Source organism: Microbacterium sp. Soil_C_42, from assembly GCF_057656735.1.
Map to the genome: position 1 here is coordinate 43,850 of NZ_JBDGJU010000025.1, position 18,570 is coordinate 62,419.

General features: G+C 71.2%; 19 protein-coding genes. 15 read left to right on the top strand and 4 right to left on the bottom strand.

The features are described from left to right. The first annotated feature begins 19 nt into the window (after positions 1–19). Complete coding sequence (locus tag AC3A46_RS14110) at positions 20–691, top strand: alpha/beta hydrolase (RefSeq protein ID WP_487665755.1); 672 nt, start codon at positions 20–22, stop codon at positions 689–691. Here AC3A46_RS14110 and AC3A46_RS14115 read toward each other — a convergent pair. After that, positions 688–939, bottom strand: coding sequence for a hypothetical protein (locus AC3A46_RS14115; protein ID WP_487665756.1), 252 nt, complete (start codon positions 937–939; stop codon positions 688–690). The two genes, AC3A46_RS14110 and AC3A46_RS14115, sit on opposite strands and share 4 nt — an antisense overlap. 303 nt (positions 940–1,242) lie before the next feature. On the opposite strand from AC3A46_RS14115, the gene AC3A46_RS14120 reads away from it, so the two are divergent. The 3 genes from AC3A46_RS14120 (at position 1,243) to AC3A46_RS14130 (ending at position 3,469) form a co-directional block, all read left to right on the top strand. After that, positions 1,243–2,946: an ABC-F family ATP-binding cassette domain-containing protein gene (locus AC3A46_RS14120; protein WP_487665757.1), complete on the top strand. Its 1,704-nt coding sequence runs from the start codon at positions 1,243–1,245 to the stop codon at positions 2,944–2,946. Between the two features lie 118 nt (positions 2,947–3,064). Next, entirely contained in the window at positions 3,065–3,247 is a 183-nt protein-coding gene (locus tag AC3A46_RS14125) for a PspC domain-containing protein (RefSeq protein ID WP_311294639.1), read from the top strand. A gap of 39 nt (positions 3,248–3,286) precedes the next feature. Next, positions 3,287–3,469, top strand: coding sequence for a PspC domain-containing protein (locus AC3A46_RS14130; RefSeq protein WP_310288204.1), 183 nt, complete (start codon positions 3,287–3,289; stop codon positions 3,467–3,469). A gap of 9 nt (positions 3,470–3,478) precedes the next feature. On the opposite strand, the gene AC3A46_RS14135 is transcribed toward AC3A46_RS14130, so the two are convergent. Continuing rightward, positions 3,479–3,943 carry a hypothetical protein gene (locus AC3A46_RS14135; protein WP_487665758.1) on the bottom strand — a complete coding sequence of 155 codons (465 nt, stop codon included), beginning with the start codon at positions 3,941–3,943 and terminating at the stop codon, positions 3,479–3,481. Between the two features lie 111 nt (positions 3,944–4,054). Between AC3A46_RS14135 and AC3A46_RS14140 the strand changes: the two genes are divergently transcribed. From AC3A46_RS14140 to AC3A46_RS14180, 9 genes are all read left to right on the top strand, one after another. Next, entirely contained in the window at positions 4,055–8,974 is a 4,920-nt protein-coding gene (locus tag AC3A46_RS14140) for an Lhr family ATP-dependent helicase (RefSeq protein ID WP_487665759.1), read from the top strand. After that, positions 8,967–9,755, top strand: coding sequence for a DNA-formamidopyrimidine glycosylase family protein (locus AC3A46_RS14145; RefSeq protein WP_487665760.1), 789 nt, complete (start codon positions 8,967–8,969; stop codon positions 9,753–9,755). The genes AC3A46_RS14140 and AC3A46_RS14145 overlap by 8 nt, the downstream gene beginning before the upstream one ends. A 306-nt stretch (positions 9,756–10,061) precedes the next feature. Continuing rightward, positions 10,062–11,267, top strand: a complete 1,206-nt coding sequence (locus tag AC3A46_RS14150) for an ABC transporter ATP-binding protein (RefSeq protein ID WP_487665771.1) — start codon at positions 10,062–10,064, stop codon at positions 11,265–11,267. Positions 11,268–11,378: 111 nt separating this feature from the next. Continuing rightward, entirely contained in the window at positions 11,379–12,563 is a 1,185-nt protein-coding gene (locus tag AC3A46_RS14155) for a polyamine ABC transporter substrate-binding protein (RefSeq protein ID WP_487665761.1), read from the top strand. Further along, positions 12,556–13,506 carry an ABC transporter permease gene (locus AC3A46_RS14160; protein WP_487665762.1) on the top strand — a complete coding sequence of 317 codons (951 nt, stop codon included), beginning with the start codon at positions 12,556–12,558 and terminating at the stop codon, positions 13,504–13,506. The genes AC3A46_RS14155 and AC3A46_RS14160 overlap by 8 nt, the downstream gene beginning before the upstream one ends. Further along, entirely contained in the window at positions 13,503–14,423 is a 921-nt protein-coding gene (locus AC3A46_RS14165) for an ABC transporter permease (RefSeq protein WP_487665763.1), read from the top strand. The genes AC3A46_RS14160 and AC3A46_RS14165 overlap by 4 nt, the downstream gene beginning before the upstream one ends. A 29-nt stretch (positions 14,424–14,452) precedes the next feature. Beyond that, on the top strand, positions 14,453–15,010 hold the full coding sequence (locus AC3A46_RS14170; protein ID WP_487665764.1) for a cysteine hydrolase family protein: 558 nt from the start codon (positions 14,453–14,455) through the stop codon (positions 15,008–15,010). Between the two features lie 112 nt (positions 15,011–15,122). Further along, positions 15,123–16,553, top strand: a complete 1,431-nt coding sequence (locus AC3A46_RS14175) for an NAD(P)/FAD-dependent oxidoreductase (protein ID WP_487665765.1) — start codon at positions 15,123–15,125, stop codon at positions 16,551–16,553. After that, the gene (locus AC3A46_RS14180; RefSeq protein WP_487665766.1) at positions 16,550–16,891 is read left to right on the top strand and encodes a cupin domain-containing protein; all 342 of its coding nucleotides are present in this window, start codon (positions 16,550–16,552) and stop codon (positions 16,889–16,891) included. Before AC3A46_RS14175 ends, AC3A46_RS14180 begins: the two co-directional genes overlap by 4 nt. Before the next feature lie 8 nt (positions 16,892–16,899). Here the strand turns inward: AC3A46_RS14180 and AC3A46_RS14185 are convergent, their stop codons facing one another. Beyond that, complete coding sequence (locus AC3A46_RS14185; RefSeq protein ID WP_487665767.1) at positions 16,900–17,250, bottom strand: DUF2695 domain-containing protein; 351 nt, start codon at positions 17,248–17,250, stop codon at positions 16,900–16,902. Between the two features lie 68 nt (positions 17,251–17,318). Between AC3A46_RS14185 and AC3A46_RS14190 the strand changes: the two genes are divergently transcribed. Together AC3A46_RS14190 and AC3A46_RS14195 are read left to right on the top strand one after the other, a co-directional pair. Next, positions 17,319–17,543 carry a FitA-like ribbon-helix-helix domain-containing protein gene (locus tag AC3A46_RS14190; protein ID WP_487665768.1) on the top strand — a complete coding sequence of 75 codons (225 nt, stop codon included), beginning with the start codon at positions 17,319–17,321 and terminating at the stop codon, positions 17,541–17,543. Then, positions 17,540–17,953 (top strand): PIN domain-containing protein, encoded by a 414-nt coding sequence (locus AC3A46_RS14195; RefSeq protein ID WP_487665769.1) that lies wholly within the window; start codon positions 17,540–17,542, stop codon positions 17,951–17,953. The genes AC3A46_RS14190 and AC3A46_RS14195 overlap by 4 nt, the downstream gene beginning before the upstream one ends. A 5-nt stretch (positions 17,954–17,958) precedes the next feature. Here the strand turns inward: AC3A46_RS14195 and AC3A46_RS14200 are convergent, their stop codons facing one another. Further along, positions 17,959–18,492, bottom strand: coding sequence for a PucR family transcriptional regulator (locus AC3A46_RS14200; RefSeq protein ID WP_487665770.1), 534 nt, complete (start codon positions 18,490–18,492; stop codon positions 17,959–17,961). Positions 18,493–18,570 lie beyond the last annotated feature (78 nt).

Genomic DNA, 18,570 nt, shown 5'->3' on the forward strand with positions numbered 1-18,570 from the left:
CGCATGTCAGGATGAGGGCATGCCGGAAGCGCTCGTCCTCGATGCCGACGCCGTGCTGTGGTCGACCGAGCGGTCGGCCCTCGCAGGACGCCACCTCCTCCTGCTCCTGCACGGCTACGGTGCCGACGAGCACGACCTCTACCCCCTGCGCGGCTACCTTCCCGACGCCTTCGTGGTCGCGAGCCTCGCTGCCCCCCTGGTCCCGCCGTGGCCGGCGCCCGGTCGCTCCTGGTACCCGATCGACGGCCTGGACGGGCGCGATCCTTCGCATGTCACCCGCGCAGCCGAGGCCCTGATCGCCTGGGTCGACGCGCACGCGGGGGGCGCGGCGTCCGTGGGTCTCCTGGGTTTCTCGCAGGGGGCCGCGGTGTCGCTGCAGGCGATGCGTCTCGACCCTCAGCGCTTCGCGTTCGCCGTGAACCTGTCGGGCTACGCGACTCCCGGCGAACTGCCGAAGGATGCCGAGCTCGCCGAGCGGAGGCCCCCGGTGTTCTGGGGGCGGGGCACGAACGACGACGTCATCCCGGAGTTCCTCGTCGAGCACACGACGCAGTGGCTGCCCGAGCGCGTCGACCTCAGCGGTCGTGTGTACCCGGGCCTCACGCACAGCGTCTCCGAGCAGGAGCTCGACGACGTGCGCATCTTCCTCGACAAGCGGCTCGACGACCTGGACGGGGGCGCAGCCGCCTAGTCCTCCGCGGGCGGAGCGGGCTCGACGGCGGCGGATCCGCCGCGGCGCCGCAGGACGATCACGGCGAACGCGGACGCCAGGAATGCTCCGACCGCGAGGCCCAGTGAGACGCCCACGGCGATGTTGCCGAGCGCCGCTCCCAGCGCGGTGCCCACGCCGACTCCCACGCCGATCCCCGTTCCGAGCGCGGATCCCCACACGCCGGCGGCGGGCTGCGGGGCGGGGGATGGCGCGGCGGAATCGGTCATGGACACCACGGTACGACCGGACGGGGCGCAACGGCCTCCCCCGTATGACGGAGATCCTTCTCTGCCATGTGCCCGCGGCATCCGCTATGGTGTCACCTGGCCTTGTCCCCTCCGTGAGGAACTCCCTTGAAGCTGATCGACGCGACCGCGCTGTAATCGCGCTGCTTCGTCGATCTCGACGCGCCAGCGCTTGAACCACTTCGCGCTGCCGTCGATCCGCCGCTTCCTCCTCCCGCTCCGGCATGCCCGGACGCCGGTTCTGCGGCCCCTCGGTGTCAGCGCACGTCTGACACAGGAGTCCTCATGCCCGCTCACACCCTCACCCCTGCCATCGTCCTCGACCGGGTCTCGTTCGCCTGGCCCGACGGCACCGCCGCGCTCTCGGATGTCTCCGGATCGTTCGGCACCGGCCGCACCGGTCTCGTCGGCCGGAACGGCTCCGGCAAGTCCACGCTCATGCGACTCATCGCCGGCGAGCTCACGCCCTCGGGCGGTCACATCTCCCGGACGACGGATGCCGCGTACCTTCCGCAGCGCCTGACGCTCGACGTCGACCGGCCCGTCGCCGACCTGCTCGGGGTGGGCGACACGCTCCAGGCGCTGCGCGCCATCGAGTCCGGCGACGCCGACCCGCGTCACTTCGACGCGGTCGGCTCCGACTGGGACATCGAGGCGCGCGCACACGCGGCCCTCGCCGAAGCCGGTCTGGTCCCCGACATGCTCGACCGCAGCGTCGGGCAGTTGTCGGGCGGCGAGGCGGTGCTCACCGCGATCGCCGGCATCCGCCTGCGCGGCGCGTCGATCGCGCTGCTCGACGAGCCCACCAACAACCTCGACCGCGAGGCGCGGGCACGCCTGCACGACATGGTGCGCTCGTGGCGCGGTGCCCTCGTCGTGGTGAGCCACGACACGGCCCTGCTTGACCTGATGGACGACACCGCCGAGCTGTACGCGAACGAGCTGTCGACCTTCGGCGGGCCTTACTCCGCGTGGCGCGCGTGGCTCGATGCCGAGCAGGGTGCCGCGCGCGACGCCGAGCGTGCCGCCCGCCAGGCGTTGAAGCGCGAGAAGCGCCAGCGCATCGAGGCCGAGACCACCATCTCGCGCCGCGCCGCGATGGGACAGAAGGCGTTCGAGGAGAAACGCGTGCCGAAGATCGTCGCGAACGGCCGTCGCATGGCCGCCCAGGTGTCGGCGGGCAGGCTGCGCGGCGAGAAGGCCGACCGCGAGGCATCCGCTCGGGAAGCCCTCGATACCGCGGAGCGCCGCGTGCGCGACGACGACATCGTGAAGATCGACCTGCCCGACCCGGGCGTTCCGGCCGGGCGCCGCATCGCCACCCTCGGCGACCGCGAGCGCTCGTGGATCATCCAGGGACCCGAGCGGGTCGCGCTGATCGGCCCGAACGGCGCCGGCAAGACGACTCTGCTGGAGAAGCTGGTCGGCTCCGACACCGACACCGACACCGACACCGACACCGAACCGTTCGCAGGACCCCCCGCCGACGACGAAGGACAGGGGCCCGAGGATCCGGGCTCGACCGCCGGCCGGTCCCCGACGGTCCTGCAAACGGCGCGCGCCGAGCTGCACACCGACCGGGTCGGCTACCTGCCGCAGCGTGTGGACGGGCTCGACGACGCGGCATCCGTGCTCGACAACGTCGCCCCGTCGGCGCCGAGCGTCACGATGGTGCAGCTGCGCAACCGGCTCGCGCGGTTCCTCATCCGGGGCGCCGCGGTCGAACGCCCGGTGGGGACGCTGTCGGGCGGCGAGCGGTTCCGGGTCGCGCTCGCACGGCTCATGCTCGCCGACCCGCCGCCGCAGCTGCTGGTGTTCGACGAGCCGACGAACAACCTCGACCTCGACACGGTCGACCAGCTCGTCGACGCGATCGCGGCCTACCGCGGCGCGGTGCTCATCGTGAGCCACGACGACGCGTTCCTCGAACGCATCGGCGTGAACCTCGTCCTCGAGCTGGACCGCGACGGCACACTGACCGAGCGCTGACGCCGGGTCGCGGCATCCCTCTCTCCGGAAGGGGAGACGGATGCCGCGGCCCGGCCCCCGCGCGAAGCCGGGGGCTCGCACCCGTGCGGGCCCTCGCCGACGCGAGCACGATGGAGGCATGAACGCACTCGTCAGACCTCAGCAGGGCCGATGGATCGCGGGCGTCTGCGCCGCCATCGCGAACCGCTTCGGGTGGAACGTCACCCTCGTGCGCATCCTCACGCTGATCGCGGTCGTCTTCTTCGGCCTGTCGCTGTGGATCTACATCCTGCTGTGGATCGTGGTCCCCTCCGAACGCTGACCCCTGGTGCGGTCGGGCGGGTGAGGCCATGATGAACGCATGCATCGCCTGGTCCGCCCGCTGAAGGGGCGCATGATCGCGGGAGTCTGCCAGGGCATCGCCGACCGCTTCGGCTGCAGCGTGGTGCCGGTGCGTGTGCTCTGGGTCGGCTCGACCGTGTTCTTCGGCGTCTCGATCCTGATGTACCTGCTGTTCTGGATCCTCATGCCCGACGAGCGCTGACGCAGACGCTCAGGGCTTCTTCTTGAGCTGACCCGGCGCATTCGCGCTGTTGCCGGGGCTGTCCGTGGACTCGTCGGCAGGAGGCTGGGTCTGGGTGGGCTCGGGCGCCGGCGCAGGGACCGCGACCACCGACTGCTCGGCAGGTGCTTCCGGCTCGGTGGCGGCATCCGTCTCCTCCGCCGCCCCGGTCGTCGGCGTGGGGGACGGCGACGGCGTGGCGGGGGAGGATGCCGAGGGCCGCGGCTCCGAGACGGGCGCCGGGCCGGCGGGCACCAGCGGTGCCTGGTTCTGCGATGCTCCGAGGATCGTGGTGACGACCACCAGCAGCGAGAGTCCCAGCGCACCGCAGAGGGCGCCGAGCCCGAACGTCTGCACGCGTCGCGAGCGCATCCACGACCGGTCGGCGAGCGCCGGGTCGGTGCGGCGGGTGAGCGGAGCCGGGGCCGTGGGCTCGCTCGAGGGCATCGGTTCCATCACGGTCCTCGGCGGTGAGCGCGTGCCGGGGGTGCACGCACGCAGGGAGCTTACGCGGCGGTCCTGGACGGAACCTGGCCCGATGTCGGCGATCACGACGAAGATGGAGTGATGGGCGATGTCCTCGAGCGGTTCGGTCCTGCCACGCAGGACTGGTTCCGGGGCGCCTTCCGTTCTCCGACCGACGCCCAGAAGGGCGCGTGGCAGGCGATCTCCGCCGGCAAGCATGCGCTCGTCGTCGCGCCGACCGGTTCGGGCAAGACGCTGTCGGCCTTCCTCTGGGCGATCGACCGCGTCTTCCACGACAAGGCCCCGGCGTCGCCGGCACCCGAGGGCAAGAAGAAGCGACGGGATGCCGCGGCCCCCGCCACCCGGATCCTCTACATCTCCCCTCTCAAGGCGCTCGGCGTCGACGTCGAGCGCAACCTCCGGTCGCCGCTGGTCGGGATCGGGCAATCGGCACGGCGCCTCGGCCTCAGCGTCCCCGACGTCACCGTCGGCGTGCGGTCGGGCGACACCCCCGCGGGCGACCGGCGCAAGCTCGTGCAGACGCCGCCCGACATCCTCATCACGACCCCCGAGTCTCTGTACCTCATGCTCACGAGCCGCGCGGGCGAGACGCTGCGCGACGTCCACACCGTGATCGTCGACGAGGTGCACGCCGTCGCGGCCACCAAGCGCGGAGCGCACCTCGCGGTGAGCATGGAGCGTCTCGACGCGCTGCGGCGCTCATTCGCGCCCGATGCTCCGCCCGCGCAGCGCATCGGCTTGTCGGCGACCGTGCGGCCGATCGACGAAGTGGCGCGGTTCCTCGGCGGTGCGGAGCCCGTCGAGATCGTGGCGCCGCGCGCCAGCAAGGCCTTCGACATGAAGGTCGTCGTGCCCATCGGCGACATGCTGAACCCGCCCCCGCCGCCGAGCCCGTTCACCTCCGACGAGCCTGACCCCCGGTCGTCGAGCGAGCGAGGAACGAGCGAGACGAAACGCCCCGGACCGACGGACGACCTCGATGACGAGCCGATCGACGAAGACTGGTTCGCCGACGGACAGTCCTCGAGCGCGCCCCCGCGGGCCTCCGGCGCCGGCGAGACGGAGATGACGGGGTCGGTCTGGCCGCACGTCGAGGAGGCGATCGTCGATCGCATCCTGCTGCACCGCTCGACCATCGTGTTCTGCAACTCCCGTCGCCTCGCCGAACGGCTGACCGGCCGGCTGAACGAGATCTACTCGGAGCGCCTCGGACTCGACCTGCCGGATCCGGCGGTGCCCGCCGCGATGATGGCGCAGGCCGGTGCGACGGCGGGGGCCGATCCCGTGCTCGCGAAGGCGCACCACGGATCGGTCTCGAAGGAGCAGCGGGCGCAGGTCGAGGAAGAGCTGAAGTCCGGCATCCTGCGCTGCGTGGTCGCGACCTCGAGCCTCGAGCTCGGCATCGACATGGGGGCGGTCGACCTCGTGATCCAGGTCGAGGCGCCGCCGAGCGCGGCCTCGGGACTGCAGCGCATCGGCCGCGCCGGTCACCAGGTCGGCGAGGTGAGCCGTGCCGCCCTGTTCCCGAAGCACCGCGGCGACGTGCTGCACACCGCGATCGTCACCGAGCGCATGCTCGCGGGTCAGATCGAGGCGATCGCGATCCCCCAGAACCCGCTCGACATCCTCGCCCAGCAGACGGTGGCCGCCGCGGCGATCGGTCCCGTCGACGTCGAAGGGTGGTACGAGACGCTCAAGCGCAGCGCGCCCTTCCGCTCGCTCCCGCGGTCGGCGTACGAGGCGACCCTCGACCTCATCGCCGGCAGGTTCCCCTCCGACGAGTTCGCCGAGCTGCGTCCCCGCGTCATCTGGGACCGCGACCTCGGCGTACTGACCGGTCGCCCGGGCGCGCAGCACATCGCCGTGACGAGCGGCGGCACGATCCCCGACCGGGGCCTCTTCGGCGTCTTCATCGCGGGCGAATCCCAGAACGCGCGGGTCGGCGAACTCGACGAGGAGATGGTCTACGAGTCGCGCGTCAACGACGTCTTCACCCTGGGCACCACCAGCTGGCGCATCGTCGAGATCACCCACGATCGCGTCAACGTGGTGCCCGCGTTCGGGCAGCCCGGCAAGGTACCGTTCTGGCACGGCGACGGCATCGGCCGTCCCGCCGAGCTGGGCGAGGCGCTCGGCAAGTTCTCGCGCGAGGTGTCGGCGGCCCAGCCCGACAAGGCCGAGACGCGGCTGCGCGCGGCGGGCCTCGACGAGTTCGCGCAAGACAACCTGCTGGCGTACCTGGCCGAGCAGCGCGAGGCGACGGGCACGCTGCCGACCGACCGTCAGCTCACCGTCGAACGCGGGCGCGACGAGGTCGGCGACTGGCGCGTCATCCTCCATTCCCCGTACGGCATGCAGGTGCACGCGCCGTGGGCGCTCGCCGTCAACGCCCGCATCCGCGAACGGCTGGGCGTGGACGGCTCGGCCGTCGCCAGTGACGACGGCATCATCGCGCGCATTCCGGATGCCACGGCCGAGCCTCCGGGTGCCGACCTCTTCGTCTTCGATCCCGACGAGCTCGACCAGATCGTCACGGAGGAGGTCGGCGGCTCGGCGCTGTTCGCCTCACGGTTCCGCGAGTGCGCGGCGCGCGCGCTCCTGCTGCCGCGGCGCAACCCCGGCAAGCGCACACCGCTGTGGCAGCAGCGGCAGCGGTCGGCGCAGCTCCTCGAGGTCGCGCGGCGCCATCCGACCTTCCCGATCATCCTCGAGACGCTCCGCGAGGTCCTGCAGGACGTCTACGACGTGCCGTCGCTGCTGCGTCTCATGCGCGGGATCGGCGAGCGGCGCATCCGGCTCATCGAGACCGAGCCCGCGCAGCCCTCGCCGTTCGCGCGCGACCTCCTCTTCGGCTACGTGGGCGCGTTCATGTACGAGGGCGACTCGCCGCTCGCCGAGCGCCGCGCCGCGGCGCTCTCCGTCGACCCCGCGCTCCTGTCCGAGCTGCTCGGCAAGGTCGAGATGCGGGAGCTGCTCGACCCTGACGTGATCGCGCAGTTCGAGCGCGAGGCCCAGCGCCTCGACCCCGAGCGCCGCGCGCGCGGCCTCGAGGGTGTCGCCGATCTGCTGCGACTCCTCGGCCCGCTCGACGCGGCCGAGGTGGCGGAGCGCCTCGACCCGGACACCGCCCCCCGGCCGTTGAGCGAGCGGGAAACGAGCGAGACGAATCGCTCCGAACCGACGGGCAACCCCGACCACGCCAGCGAGGCCGAGGCATCCGCTCTCCTCGACGCCCTCGTCTCGGCGCGACGCGCGATCCCGGTGACCATCGCCGGCATCACGCGCATCGCCGCGATCGAAGACGCGGGCCGGCTGCGCGACGCCCTCGGCGCTGCGCTGCCCGTCGGCATCCCCACCGCGTTCCTCGAACCTGTGGCAGACCCCCTCGGCGACCTGGTGGCACGGTACGCGCGCACCCACGGACCCTTCCCGGCGGATGCCGCGGCCGACCGCCTCGGCATCGGCGTGGCCGTCGCCCGGCTGACGCTGCAACGCTTCGAGTCGCAGGGACGGGTCACCAGCGGCTTCTTCCTTCCCGAGCCTTCGACGGGCTCGGCTGCGACACGTGCGGACGAGACGGAGTGGTGCGACGCCGAGGTGCTCCGCCGCCTCCGCATGCGCTCGCTCGCGGCCATCCGCGGCAGCGTCGAGCCGGTGCCGCAGCATGCGTACGCCCGGTTCCTCCCGGTGTGGCAGCACGTGACGCGGCCGCTCGAGGGGATCGACGGCGTCGCCGCCGTCGTCGAGCAGCTCGCGGGCGTGCCGATCCCCGCGAGCGCGTGGGAGTCGCTCGTGCTCCCCGCCCGCGTCGCGGACTACGCGTCCGGCATGCTGGACGAGCTCACGGCCACCGGCGAAGTGGTGTGGTCGGGCCACGGCAGTCTTCCGGGCCGTGATGGCTGGATCGCCCTGCACCCGGCTGACGCGGTGCCGCTCACGCTGGCACTCCCCGACGAGGCCGACGAGGCCGCACCCGGCTCTCTCGACGCGCAGCTGCTCGCGGCGCTCGGCGGTGGCGGGGCCTACTTCGCCGCACAGCTGCGGCAGACCACCGGTGCCGAGAACGAGCAGTCCGTCGTCGACGCGCTGTGGCGACTGACATGGGCGGGCCTCGTGACCAACGACACCTTCGCGCCGGTCCGGGCGCTCGTCTCCGGCGGCTCGCAGGCCCATCGGGTGAGCCGGCGCACACCGCGGGCGCGACTGTACCGGGGTGCGGCGGTGCGAGCGGTGGCAGCATCCGTCCCCGCTCGCCCACCGGCGATCGGCGGCCGGTGGTCGCTGCTTCCGGCCGCGGAACCCGACCCCGCCCTGCGGGCGACCGCGACGGCGAGCCTGCTCCTCGACCGTTACGGCGTGGTGACGCGCGGCGCGGTGCAGTCGGAGGGCGTGCCCGGCGGGTTCGCCCAGACCTATCGCGTGCTCGCCGGCTTCGAGGAAGCCGGCCACTGCCGCCGCGGCTACGTGATCGAGAAGCTGGGCGCCGCGCAGTTCGCGGCCTCGGCCACCGTCGACCGGCTGCGCGAGTTCGCCGGACTCTCCGACCCGCCGCCGCTGCGGGCGGTGACGCTGGCGGCGACCGATCCCGCGAACCCCTACGGCGCCGCGCTCGCGTGGCCGGCGCTGGAGGGCGTCTCGCACCGCCCCGGTCGCAAGGCGGGCGCCTTGGTGGTTCTGGTCGACGGCGCGCTCGCGCTGTACCTCGAGCGGGGCGGCAAATCGGCCCTCGCCTTCACGGGCGACGAAGCGGCGCTGGCCGCTGCGACGCGCGACCTCGCGGCGACTGCTCGCGCACGGCGCCTCGACACCCTCACGATCGAGCAGGTGAACGGCGCGTTCGTGTACGGCACCTCCGTGGGCAGGACGCTTCGCGATGCCGGCTTCGTGGAGTCGCCGCGCGGTCTCACGCTGCGCCGCCTCACCGCGGGCGACGCCCTTCGACAGGCTCAGGGGCCGGGAGGCGCTCAGGGGCCGGAGGGCAGGGCGGGCGCACGTGCCTGAAGGCGACACCGTCTACCGCGCTGCTCGGCGGCTCGACGCAGCGCTCGCAGGGGCGAGCGTGACGCGGTTCGAGCTGCGGGTCCCGCAGCTGGCCACCGCGGACCTGCGCGGCGAAGTAGTGCACGAGGTCGTCGCGCGCGGCAAGCACCTGCTCCACCGCATCGGGTCCTGGACGCTCCACACGCACCTCAAGATGGAGGGCGAATGGCATGTCTACCGGCGCGGCGAACGCTGGCACGCCCCGGCCTTCCGCGCGCGGGCGATCATCGGCGCGACGGCACCCGACGGCGTGGAGTGGGAGACCGTCGGGTTCGATCTCGCCGACATCAAGCTCGTCCCGACCGGCGACGAAGACCAGCTCGTCGGCTATCTGGGTCCCGATCCGCTGTCCGACTCGTGGGATCCCGAAGAGGCAGCCCGCCGCCTTGCCGCCGACACCCGCGCGGTGCACGTCGCCGTGCAGGACCAGCGCAACATCGCGGGCTTCGGCAACGAGTATGCGAACGAGATCCTGTTCGTGCGCGGCGTCCTGCCCACGACGCCCGCGAATGAGACGGATGCTGCGGCCATCGTGGATCTCGGAGCCCGCATGATCCGCGCGAACCGCAACCGTTCGGGACGCACCTTCACGGGTGACGCGCGCGCCGGCCGATCGACGTGGGTGTATCGGCGGGAAGGGCGCCCGTGCCGCCGATGCGGCACGGGCATCCTGGGTGGCAGCCTCGGCGCGGATCCGACGCGCGAGCGCATCGTGTTCTGGTGCCCCTCCTGCCAGCGCTGAGCCGCGGTGCCGACCCGCCTGAACCCCGGTTCCAGCACGCTTTGATCACGATGCTCGGCAGACGAACTGTCGCGCGGGGGCGAGGCATCCGGTCCCCCGTGTCGTGCCACCGCGGAAACGCCGCGGTTTCCTGAGCGTCACACAACCCCGGACAATCTGTCCCACCGGGCGGCCGCACCGGCCCGGATCGTCCGGTTCGGCCGCGGCTCCGTTGCGGGCGCCTACGTCGCCATATTGAATACCTCCACACCCGATAGGCCGTGCATCGTCGCGCGGCCCGCACCAGAAGGACCTCACGAGGTGACGATGTCCACAGGCACGGCGTCCGCAGCGCAGGCTTCGGCGGAGCAGGATCCCCCCGACGGCGACAGCGCACGCGGGGCCGTCACCCTGTCGGGACTCACGAAGTACTACGGCGAGCAGCTCGCGGTCGACGACCTGTCACTCGAGATCAAGCCCGGCGAGTTCATCTCGCTGCTCGGGCCGTCGGGCTGCGGCAAGACCACCACGCTGCGGATGATCGCGGGATTCGAACACCCCGATGCCGGTGACATCCGCATCTCCGGCCGCTCAGTGCTCGCCGCGCCGCCGTACAAGCGCGACGTCAACACGGTCTTCCAGGCCTACGCGCTCTTCCCGCACCTGTCGGTCGCGGAGAACGTCGCCTACGGGCTGCAGCAGCGGCGCACGCCGAAGGCCGAGGTGCGCGATCGCGTCACCCAGGCCCTCGACATGGTGCAGATGCGGCGGTACGGCGACCGCAAGCCGACGCAGCTGTCCGGCGGACAGCAGCAGCGCATCGCGCTGGCCCGCGCCCTGGTGAACCGGCCTGCGGTGCTCCTGCTCGACGAGCCGCTCGGGGCGCTGGACCGCCAGCTGCGCGAGGAGATGCAGCTCGAGCTGAAGCTGCTGCAGTCGCGCCTGGGCATCACGTTCGTCTTCGTCACGCACGACCAGGGCGAAGCGCTGTCGATGAGCGATCGCATCGCGATCATGCGCGCCGGGCGCATCGAGCAGCTCGCCGACGCCGACACCGTCTACGCGCGACCGGCTTCGGCGTATGTCGCCGCATTCGTCGGGCAGCAGAACTTCTTCCGCGGACCGGCCGCGGAGGCCGGGGCGGCGATCACCTCTCCGCACGCGCTGGTGCGGACCGCGTCGCCGGTGCTCACGACCACGAACCTCGGCGAGGCCGCGGTGCGGCCCGAGTTCATCCGCATCGAGAAGGCGCCGTCGGCGGACTCAGCGACCGCAGGCCAGAGCTCTCCGGACGCGAACACGGCCCGCGGCGAGCTGATCGGGGTGTCGCACCTCGGCGACACGATGCAGTACCTGGTGCGGCTCGGCGCCGACCAGAGCCTCATCGTGCGGCGGCCGACGCCGGACGCCCCGCCCCTCGCGATCGGGGACCCCGTCGTCTGCACGTGGGCGGCGCATCACGTGCTGCTGTTCCCCGCCGCCGACGAAGGCGCGGCGCAGCAGGGCGGCTACGTCGCACCGCCCACCGCCTGACCCGCACGACTCGACCCGCACCCGACGCTCCACCGCACGACCCGCACGCCCGCCGCACGCCCGCAGCCGCAGCATCCGTCTCGGCTCCCGACCCGACTCCAGGAGTACCCGATGACCCAGCCTCGTACGCCGCTTCGCATCCTCGCCCCCGAGGGCGCGGCACCCCTGATCGCGCGCGAGCTGTCGCGCCGACGCTTCCTGAGTCTCGCCGCGCTCGCCGGCGGTGCCACCGTGCTGGCGGCCTGCACCCCCGGCGGCGGCGGAGCACCCGCCCCTCAGGCGACCGGCGGGGCCCTCGAGGACAGTCTGTCGGTGTACACATGGGCCGAGTACGACGCACCCGAGGTCGTCGAGGCGTTCACCGCCGAGCTCGGACCGAAGGTCACGCTCGACTCGTATGGATCCAATGAGGAACTCATCGCCAAACTCGTCGCGGCGAAGGGCACGTCGGGCTACGACATCGTCGTGCCCACGGGCGTCTTCATCCCCCAGATGATCGAGCAGGGGCTGCTGCAGAAGCTCAACAAGGACCTGCTCCCCAACCTCTCGAACATGGACCCGGCCTTCCTCGGCCGCGCGTGGGATCCGAACAACGACTACTCGATCTGCAAGGCGTGGGGGACGACGGGCTACGTCTACGACAAGACCGTGATCACCCGCGAACTGACGACGTGGGCCGACTATTTCGACGCCGCGCAGAACGAGGCGAGCGGGAAGACCGCCATGTCCGACGATCCCGCCGGCGTCGTCGGATCGTACTTCTGGGCCAACGACCTGGACTGGAACACCGACGACCCCGACGAGCTCGAGGCAGCACGAGCCTTCCTCGTCGAGAAGATCGCCCCCCACGTCGCGGCGTTCGACTCCGCCGCCGGCGCCAACTCGATTCCGCAGGGCACACACGCCCTGCTCATGGCCTGGAACGGCGACGCACGCCTCGGCATCCAGGAGTCGTCCGACCCCGACCGGTGGCAGTGGGTGCTGCCCGGCCCGCAGACCGAGCTGTGGATGGACAACTGGGCGATCGCGACCGGGGCGGCCCACCCTGAGGCGGCCCACGCCTTCATCGACTTCGCGATGATCCCAGAGAACCAGCTGCTGAACCTCGAGTGGGTCGGCTACAACGTCGGCGGCAAGGACATGCAGGGCGCGGCCGAGGAGGCCGAAGTCGAGCGTCTCGACATGATCTTCTTCACGCCCGAGCAGCTCGAGAGCATGCACGAGCAGGTGCTCAACGACTCGCTGAGCACTCGTGTCGAGATCTACAACGAGGTGAAGGCTGCCGCCGGTGCGTAATCGCGCCACCGGTGCGGTGGGGCCCGCGCTGGCGGTCCCCGCCTGGGCGTGGCTGCTCCTCTTCTTCGTCGCACCGGTCGCCATGGTCGTGTGGTTCAGCTTCGGCTACAAGCCCGGCGTGTTCGGCACCCACGCCAACGACGTCCTGTCGTTCGACCGGTACGTCGAGGCCATCTCGCCGACCTTCTTGGCGACCTTCCAGAACACCCTGTGGGTGGGGATCATCGGCACGGTGCTCTGTTTCGCGATCGGGGCGCCGGTCGCGTACTGGATGGCCTTCAAGGTCAAACCTCAGCACCGCGGCATCCTGATCGCGCTCGTCCTCGTACCGTTCTGGACCAACTTCCTCGTCCGGACGATCGGCTGGCAGGTGATCCTCGCTCCGGAGGGGTGGCTGTCGACCGCGCTTCAGGGCATCGGCGTTCTGGATGGCCCGCTCGAGCTGCTCTACACGCGCGCGGCCGTGATCATCGGCGTGGTCTACAACTACCTGCCGCTGATGATCCTTCCGCTGTTCGTCGCATTCGACCGCGTCGGGCCGGCGCTGCGCGAGGCGTCGAAGGACCTCGGCGCCGGCAAGATCGTGACCTTCTTCCGTGTCACGCTGCCGCTGTCGCGGCCGGGCATCATCGCGGGCGTGCTGCTGGTCTTCATCCCGCTGATGGGCGACTACATCACCGCCACGGTGCTGGGCGGTGCGAAGGGCAACATGGTGGGCCAGCTCGTCGCCGGACAGTTCCAGACCGCGCAGAACTGGGCGCTGGGATCGGCGATGGCGGTGCTCCTCATGCTCTTGATCATGGTGGCGATCGGGGTGTGCGCCGCGATCATCTGGCTCGTCGCGCTGCCGTTCCGCTCTCGCAACCGGCTGGTTCTCGGGCCGGTTCCCGAGAACGCGAAGACGGATGCTGCCCCCGCCGCGATCCTGGAGGCCACGACGTGACCACGCAGACCGAGACCGAGACGATCCTTCAGGCGGAGGCGCGGGCGGCCCGCCCGGGCGCCGCGCCGCGGCGGCGCCCCCGCAGGTCGTGGTCGGACGTCGCCTTCGGCGTCTGGGGCCTGATCGTCATGCTGTTCCTGTTCCTGCCGATCATCGTGATCGTCGTGCACTCGTTCAACACCGGCCGCCTGCTGGCGGTGTGGGACGGGTTCGGCTTCGACGCCTTCACCTCCATCCTGGTCAAGCCGGCGATTCAGAACGCCGTGCGGGTATCGCTCATCACGGCGCTGATCGCGGCGATCATCGCGACGGCCCTCGGCACCCTGGCCGGGATCGCGATGGCGCGGCACCCCGGCAAGTGGGTGTGGTGGTTCCTCGGGCTCCTCCTGCTGGTGTCGGTCACGCCCGAGATCGTCGACGCTGTGGCGCTCCTGCCCTTCATGGTCTTCCTCGGTCAGGACCTCGGCCTGTCGATGTTCAACGACGGCATCGTGCGCCTGTCGGTCGGCTCGTCGCTGTTCGCGACCGCGGTCGTGTCGTACATCGTGCGTGCGCGGCTGGTGGGTCAGGACGCGCAGCTGGAGGAGGCCTCCGCCGATCTCTACGCCACGCCCTTCACGACGTTCCGCCGGATCACCCTCGCGCTCGCGATGCCCGCGGTGCTCGCCGGCTTCCTGCTGGCGTTCACGCTGAGTCTCGACAACACGATCGTGGCGGCCTTCGTGCAGGTGTCGGGCACGACGCCGTGGCCGGTGTACGTGCTCAGCGCACTGCGGACCGGGCTGCGTCCCGAGATCGCGGCCGTGTCGACGATCATGCTGCTGCTGACGCTCGTCGCGCTGGCCCTCGTCGCGCTCGTGCTCAAGCGCGCGGGAGACTCCGCGACGCAGATCGCGCGCACGATGACGGGCGGTTGACGCGGGTTGCGCGACCCTATGCTGTTGCGGTGACCCGACTCCTGCTCCTCATCGACATCCAGCGCGACTACTTCCCCGGCGGGCGTCACCCGCTCGTGGACCCGGACTCCGCCGCCGATGCCGCCGCGCGACTGCTCGCCGGTTTCCGCACGTCGGGCGCGCGGGTCGTGCACGTCCAGCATGTGTGGGACGCGCCGGATGCCGCGTTCTTCGCCCCCGGAACCCCCGGGGTGGAGTTCGATCCGCGGGTCGCGCCCGACGGCGAGGAGCACGTCATCGTCAAGCACCAGCCGAATGCGTTCCTCGGCACGGGGCTCGAGTCGCTGCTGCGCGCAGCAGACGCCGACGAGATCGTCGTCGCGGGCATGATGTCGAGCATGTGCGTGGATGCCACCGTGCGGGCGGCGTCCGACCTCGGCTTCACCATCGCCGTCGCGCAGGACGCGTGCGCTGCTCCCGATCTCGCCTACGACGGCCGCACGGTGCCGGGCGCCCAGGTGCACCTCGCCTTCATGGCGGCGCTCGACGGCACGTATGCCCGCGTCGCCGACGTCGATGCGCTCGTGGGGGAGCTCGTCGCCGGCTGAGGCCGCGACAACCTGTCCGACCCACCGGACAACTTCCGACACGCCCGCCCCGCATCGACCCGGCCTACGGGTGAGGATGGGAGCACCACACACTGCATCGGAGTTGATAACCGTGGGCACGACCGTCTTCGAACGACAGCGGCCGGCAGCATCCGTCGTCCAGCACTCCCTCGCCGACACGAAGCACTCGGTGTTCTGGCGCGACGACCTTCCCGACAGCCTCCTTCCCGACAGGCCCGCGCTCGTCGGCACGCACCGCGCCGACCTCGTCGTCGTGGGTGGCGGATACACCGGGCTGTGGACGGCGCTGCTCGCCACCGAGCGCGACCCCGACACGAAGGTCGTGGTCGTCGAGGCGCAGCGCGTCGGCTGGGCGGCGTCGGGCCGCAACGGCGGCTTCTGCGAGGCCAGCCTCACCCACGGCCACGAGAACGGCATGGCCCGCTGGCCGAAGGAGATGACCACGCTCGACCGGCTCGGGCACGAGAATCTCGATGCGATCGAGGCCTCTGAGGCCCGCTTCGGCATGGACTTCCAGTTCGAGCGCAGCGGGCAGCTCGCTCCGGCGATCGAGCCGCACCAGGTGGAGTGGCTGAAGGAGTGGGCCGCCGAGGGCGAAGAAGGCGTGGTCTACCTCGACCGGGCCGAGGCCCAGGCATCCGTGCACTCCCCCACCTATCTCGCTGCGGTGTGGGAGAAGAACGCGTGCGGCATGGTCCATCCCGCGCGTATGGCCGCCGAGCTCGCTCGCGTCTGCGAGGAGCGGGGCGTCGTGATCTTCGAGCGCTCGCACGTCACCGGGCTCGACACGAGCGGACCGGGCGTGGTCGTGACGACGCCCGAGGGCCGGGTCGAGGCAGCCCGTGCCGCGCTCGGCACCAATGTGTTCCCCTCGCTCATCAAGCGCAACCGGCTCATGACGGTTCCCGTGTACGACTACGTGCTCATGACGGAGCCGCTCACCGACACCCAACTCACGTCGATCGGCTGGCAGGACCGCCAGGGCATCGGCGACATGGCGAACCAGTTCCACTACTACCGGATCACCAAGGACAACCGGATCCTGTTCGGCGGCTACGACGCGATCTACCGGTACGGCCGCAAGGTGAATCCCGAGTACGAGAACAGGCCCGAGACCTGGGCCAAGCTCGCGAGCCACTTCTTCACCACCTTCCCGCAGCTCGAGGGGCTGCGCTTCACGCACCAGTGGGCCGGCGCGATCGACACCTCGACCCAGTTCACGGCGTTCTTCGGCACCGCCCGCGACCGCCGCGTCGCGTACGCGGCCGGCTTCACAGGGCTCGGCGTCGGATCGACCCGCTTCGCCGGCGAGGTCATGCTCGATCTGCTCGACGGCGTCGAGAACGAGCGCACTCAGCTCGAGATGGTGCGCAAGCGCCCGCTCCCGTTCCCTCCCGAGCCCGCGGCGTCGATGGGCATCAACGCCACCCGCTGGTCTCTGGATCGCGCCGACCACAACAAGGGCAAGCGCAACCTGCTGCTGAAGACGCTCGACGCGCTCGGTCTGGGGTTCGACTCGTGAACCCCGCGATCGTGACGGATGCCGCGTCCCTCGCGCTCGACCTCGAGCCGCTGCCTGCCGACCAGGTGGTGCAGGGCTCCCCTGCCACGGGGTTCGCCGAACTCGGCGGGTTCGGGGGGATCGAGCTCGGCGTGTGGGAGCACACGCCGGGCACGTCGACCGACGTCGAGTCCGACGAGGTCTTCGTCGTGCTGTCCGGCTCGGCCACCGTCGCGTTCGACGACCCGACCCTCGAGCCGATCGAGCTGCGCGCGGGGTCGATCGCGCGCCTGACCGCAGGCATGCGCACGGTGTGGACGGTGCGCGAGACGCTCCGCAAGGTCTACCTCGCGGGCTGACCCCGGGCTCACCACCGGTCCCCGCGTCTGCGGCGCAGCCAGAGGTCGCACGGCTTCGTGGACCCGCGCCTCGCGCCGCGGCAGGGTCTCACGTCGTCGGTCTTCGACCAGTAGACGTTCATGAGCACCTCGCAGTCGCAGAAGCCGCCGCCGCTCTCCAGGCGGCCCTCGAGCGCGACGGCACGGGGCGCCCGTGCGTCGCGGTACGTCCGCGCCAGGCGCAGCGAGCCGTCGCAGGGGGCGTCGCGCAGGACGCGGTCGAGATAGCACGCCAGGCATTCATCACCCCGCGGGGCGATGATCGCCGCGGCGAGCTCACGGACGAACGATTCGGCTTGGATGTCGATGGCTGTTTCCATGGCGAGAGCATGGCTGGGGCCTCCGACATCGAAGTGCTAGCATTGCCAGCAGACGAAAGGGAGCAGCCGTGGGTGCCATCACCGTCCGCAACCTCGATGATGAGGTTCAGCAGCGTCTCAAGGAGCGAGCCGCCGCGCACGGCCGGTCGATGGAGGCGGAAGCGCGAGCGATCCTGACGAGCGCGGTGTCGCCCAGCAGCATGATCGTCGACTGGATCGACGCGACGAGCAGTCTCGCCATCGACCTCGAACCACCCGCGCGCACCCTCCCCCGCGAGCTCGATCTGCCGTGATCATCCTCGACACGGATGTGCTGTCCGAACCGCTGCGCTCGACGCCTGACCCCGCTGTCGTCGCCTGGATGAAGTCGCGGACCGATGCCGCGATCACCGCGATCTCCGTCGCTGAGCTCCTTGTCGCAGCCAGGCGGCTTCCGGAGGGTGCGCGCCGCGAGCGACTGATCGCGGCCATCGACTCGATCCTCTCGGGCAGTCGCGTGCTGCCATTCGACGAGCGGGCCGCCCGGAGCTACGCACGCCTGCAGGAGGCTCGCCGGATCATCGGACGCCCGCTGTCCGTGGAGGACGGGATGATCGCCGCGACTGCGACCGTGCACGGTGCGACTCTTGCGACGCGCAACACGAAGGACTTCGAGGATCTCGGCATCGACCTCGTCGACCCCTGGGAGCCCAGCGACGCGTAGACACGTCAGCGTCCTGCCGACCTCCGCACGAGCAGCGCCAGATGCAGCGCGGTCTGGGTCTCGCCGTCGTCGAGATCGGCGCCCAGCAGCTCCTGGATGAGCGCGATGCGCTGATAGAACACCGAACGCGACAGATGGGATGCCGCCGCCGCCGCGGTGCGGTTGCCGGGGTGGGCGAGCATCGCCTCGAGAACGTCGAGCAGGTCGCCCGACCGCGACAGGTCGTAGGCGATGAGCGGGGCGAGCATCCGCTCGCCATGCTCGAGCACACGATGGTCATCACGCAGGGCGGTGACCAGCTGCACGAGCGGACGGTTCTCGGCGCGTCGCAGATGCGGACCGCGCCCCGAGCGCCGCCTCCGACCGCCCGCGAGGTCGACCGCCTCGTGCACCGAGGCGAGCGCCGCATCGATGCCCTCGGCGCTGCGCCCGACCGAGACGGTGACGCGCTCGACGTCCGCGGCGTCGACGAGCGCGCGCACGAACGCGACCACCGCCGCGTCGTCGAACACGGCGTCCGGGGGCAGCGACACCAGCATTCAGCGATCGGAAGCGACGAGTTTCTTCGTCTGGTCGTGGCGACCACCTGGTGCGGGGACGCGACTGGCATCGCTGCC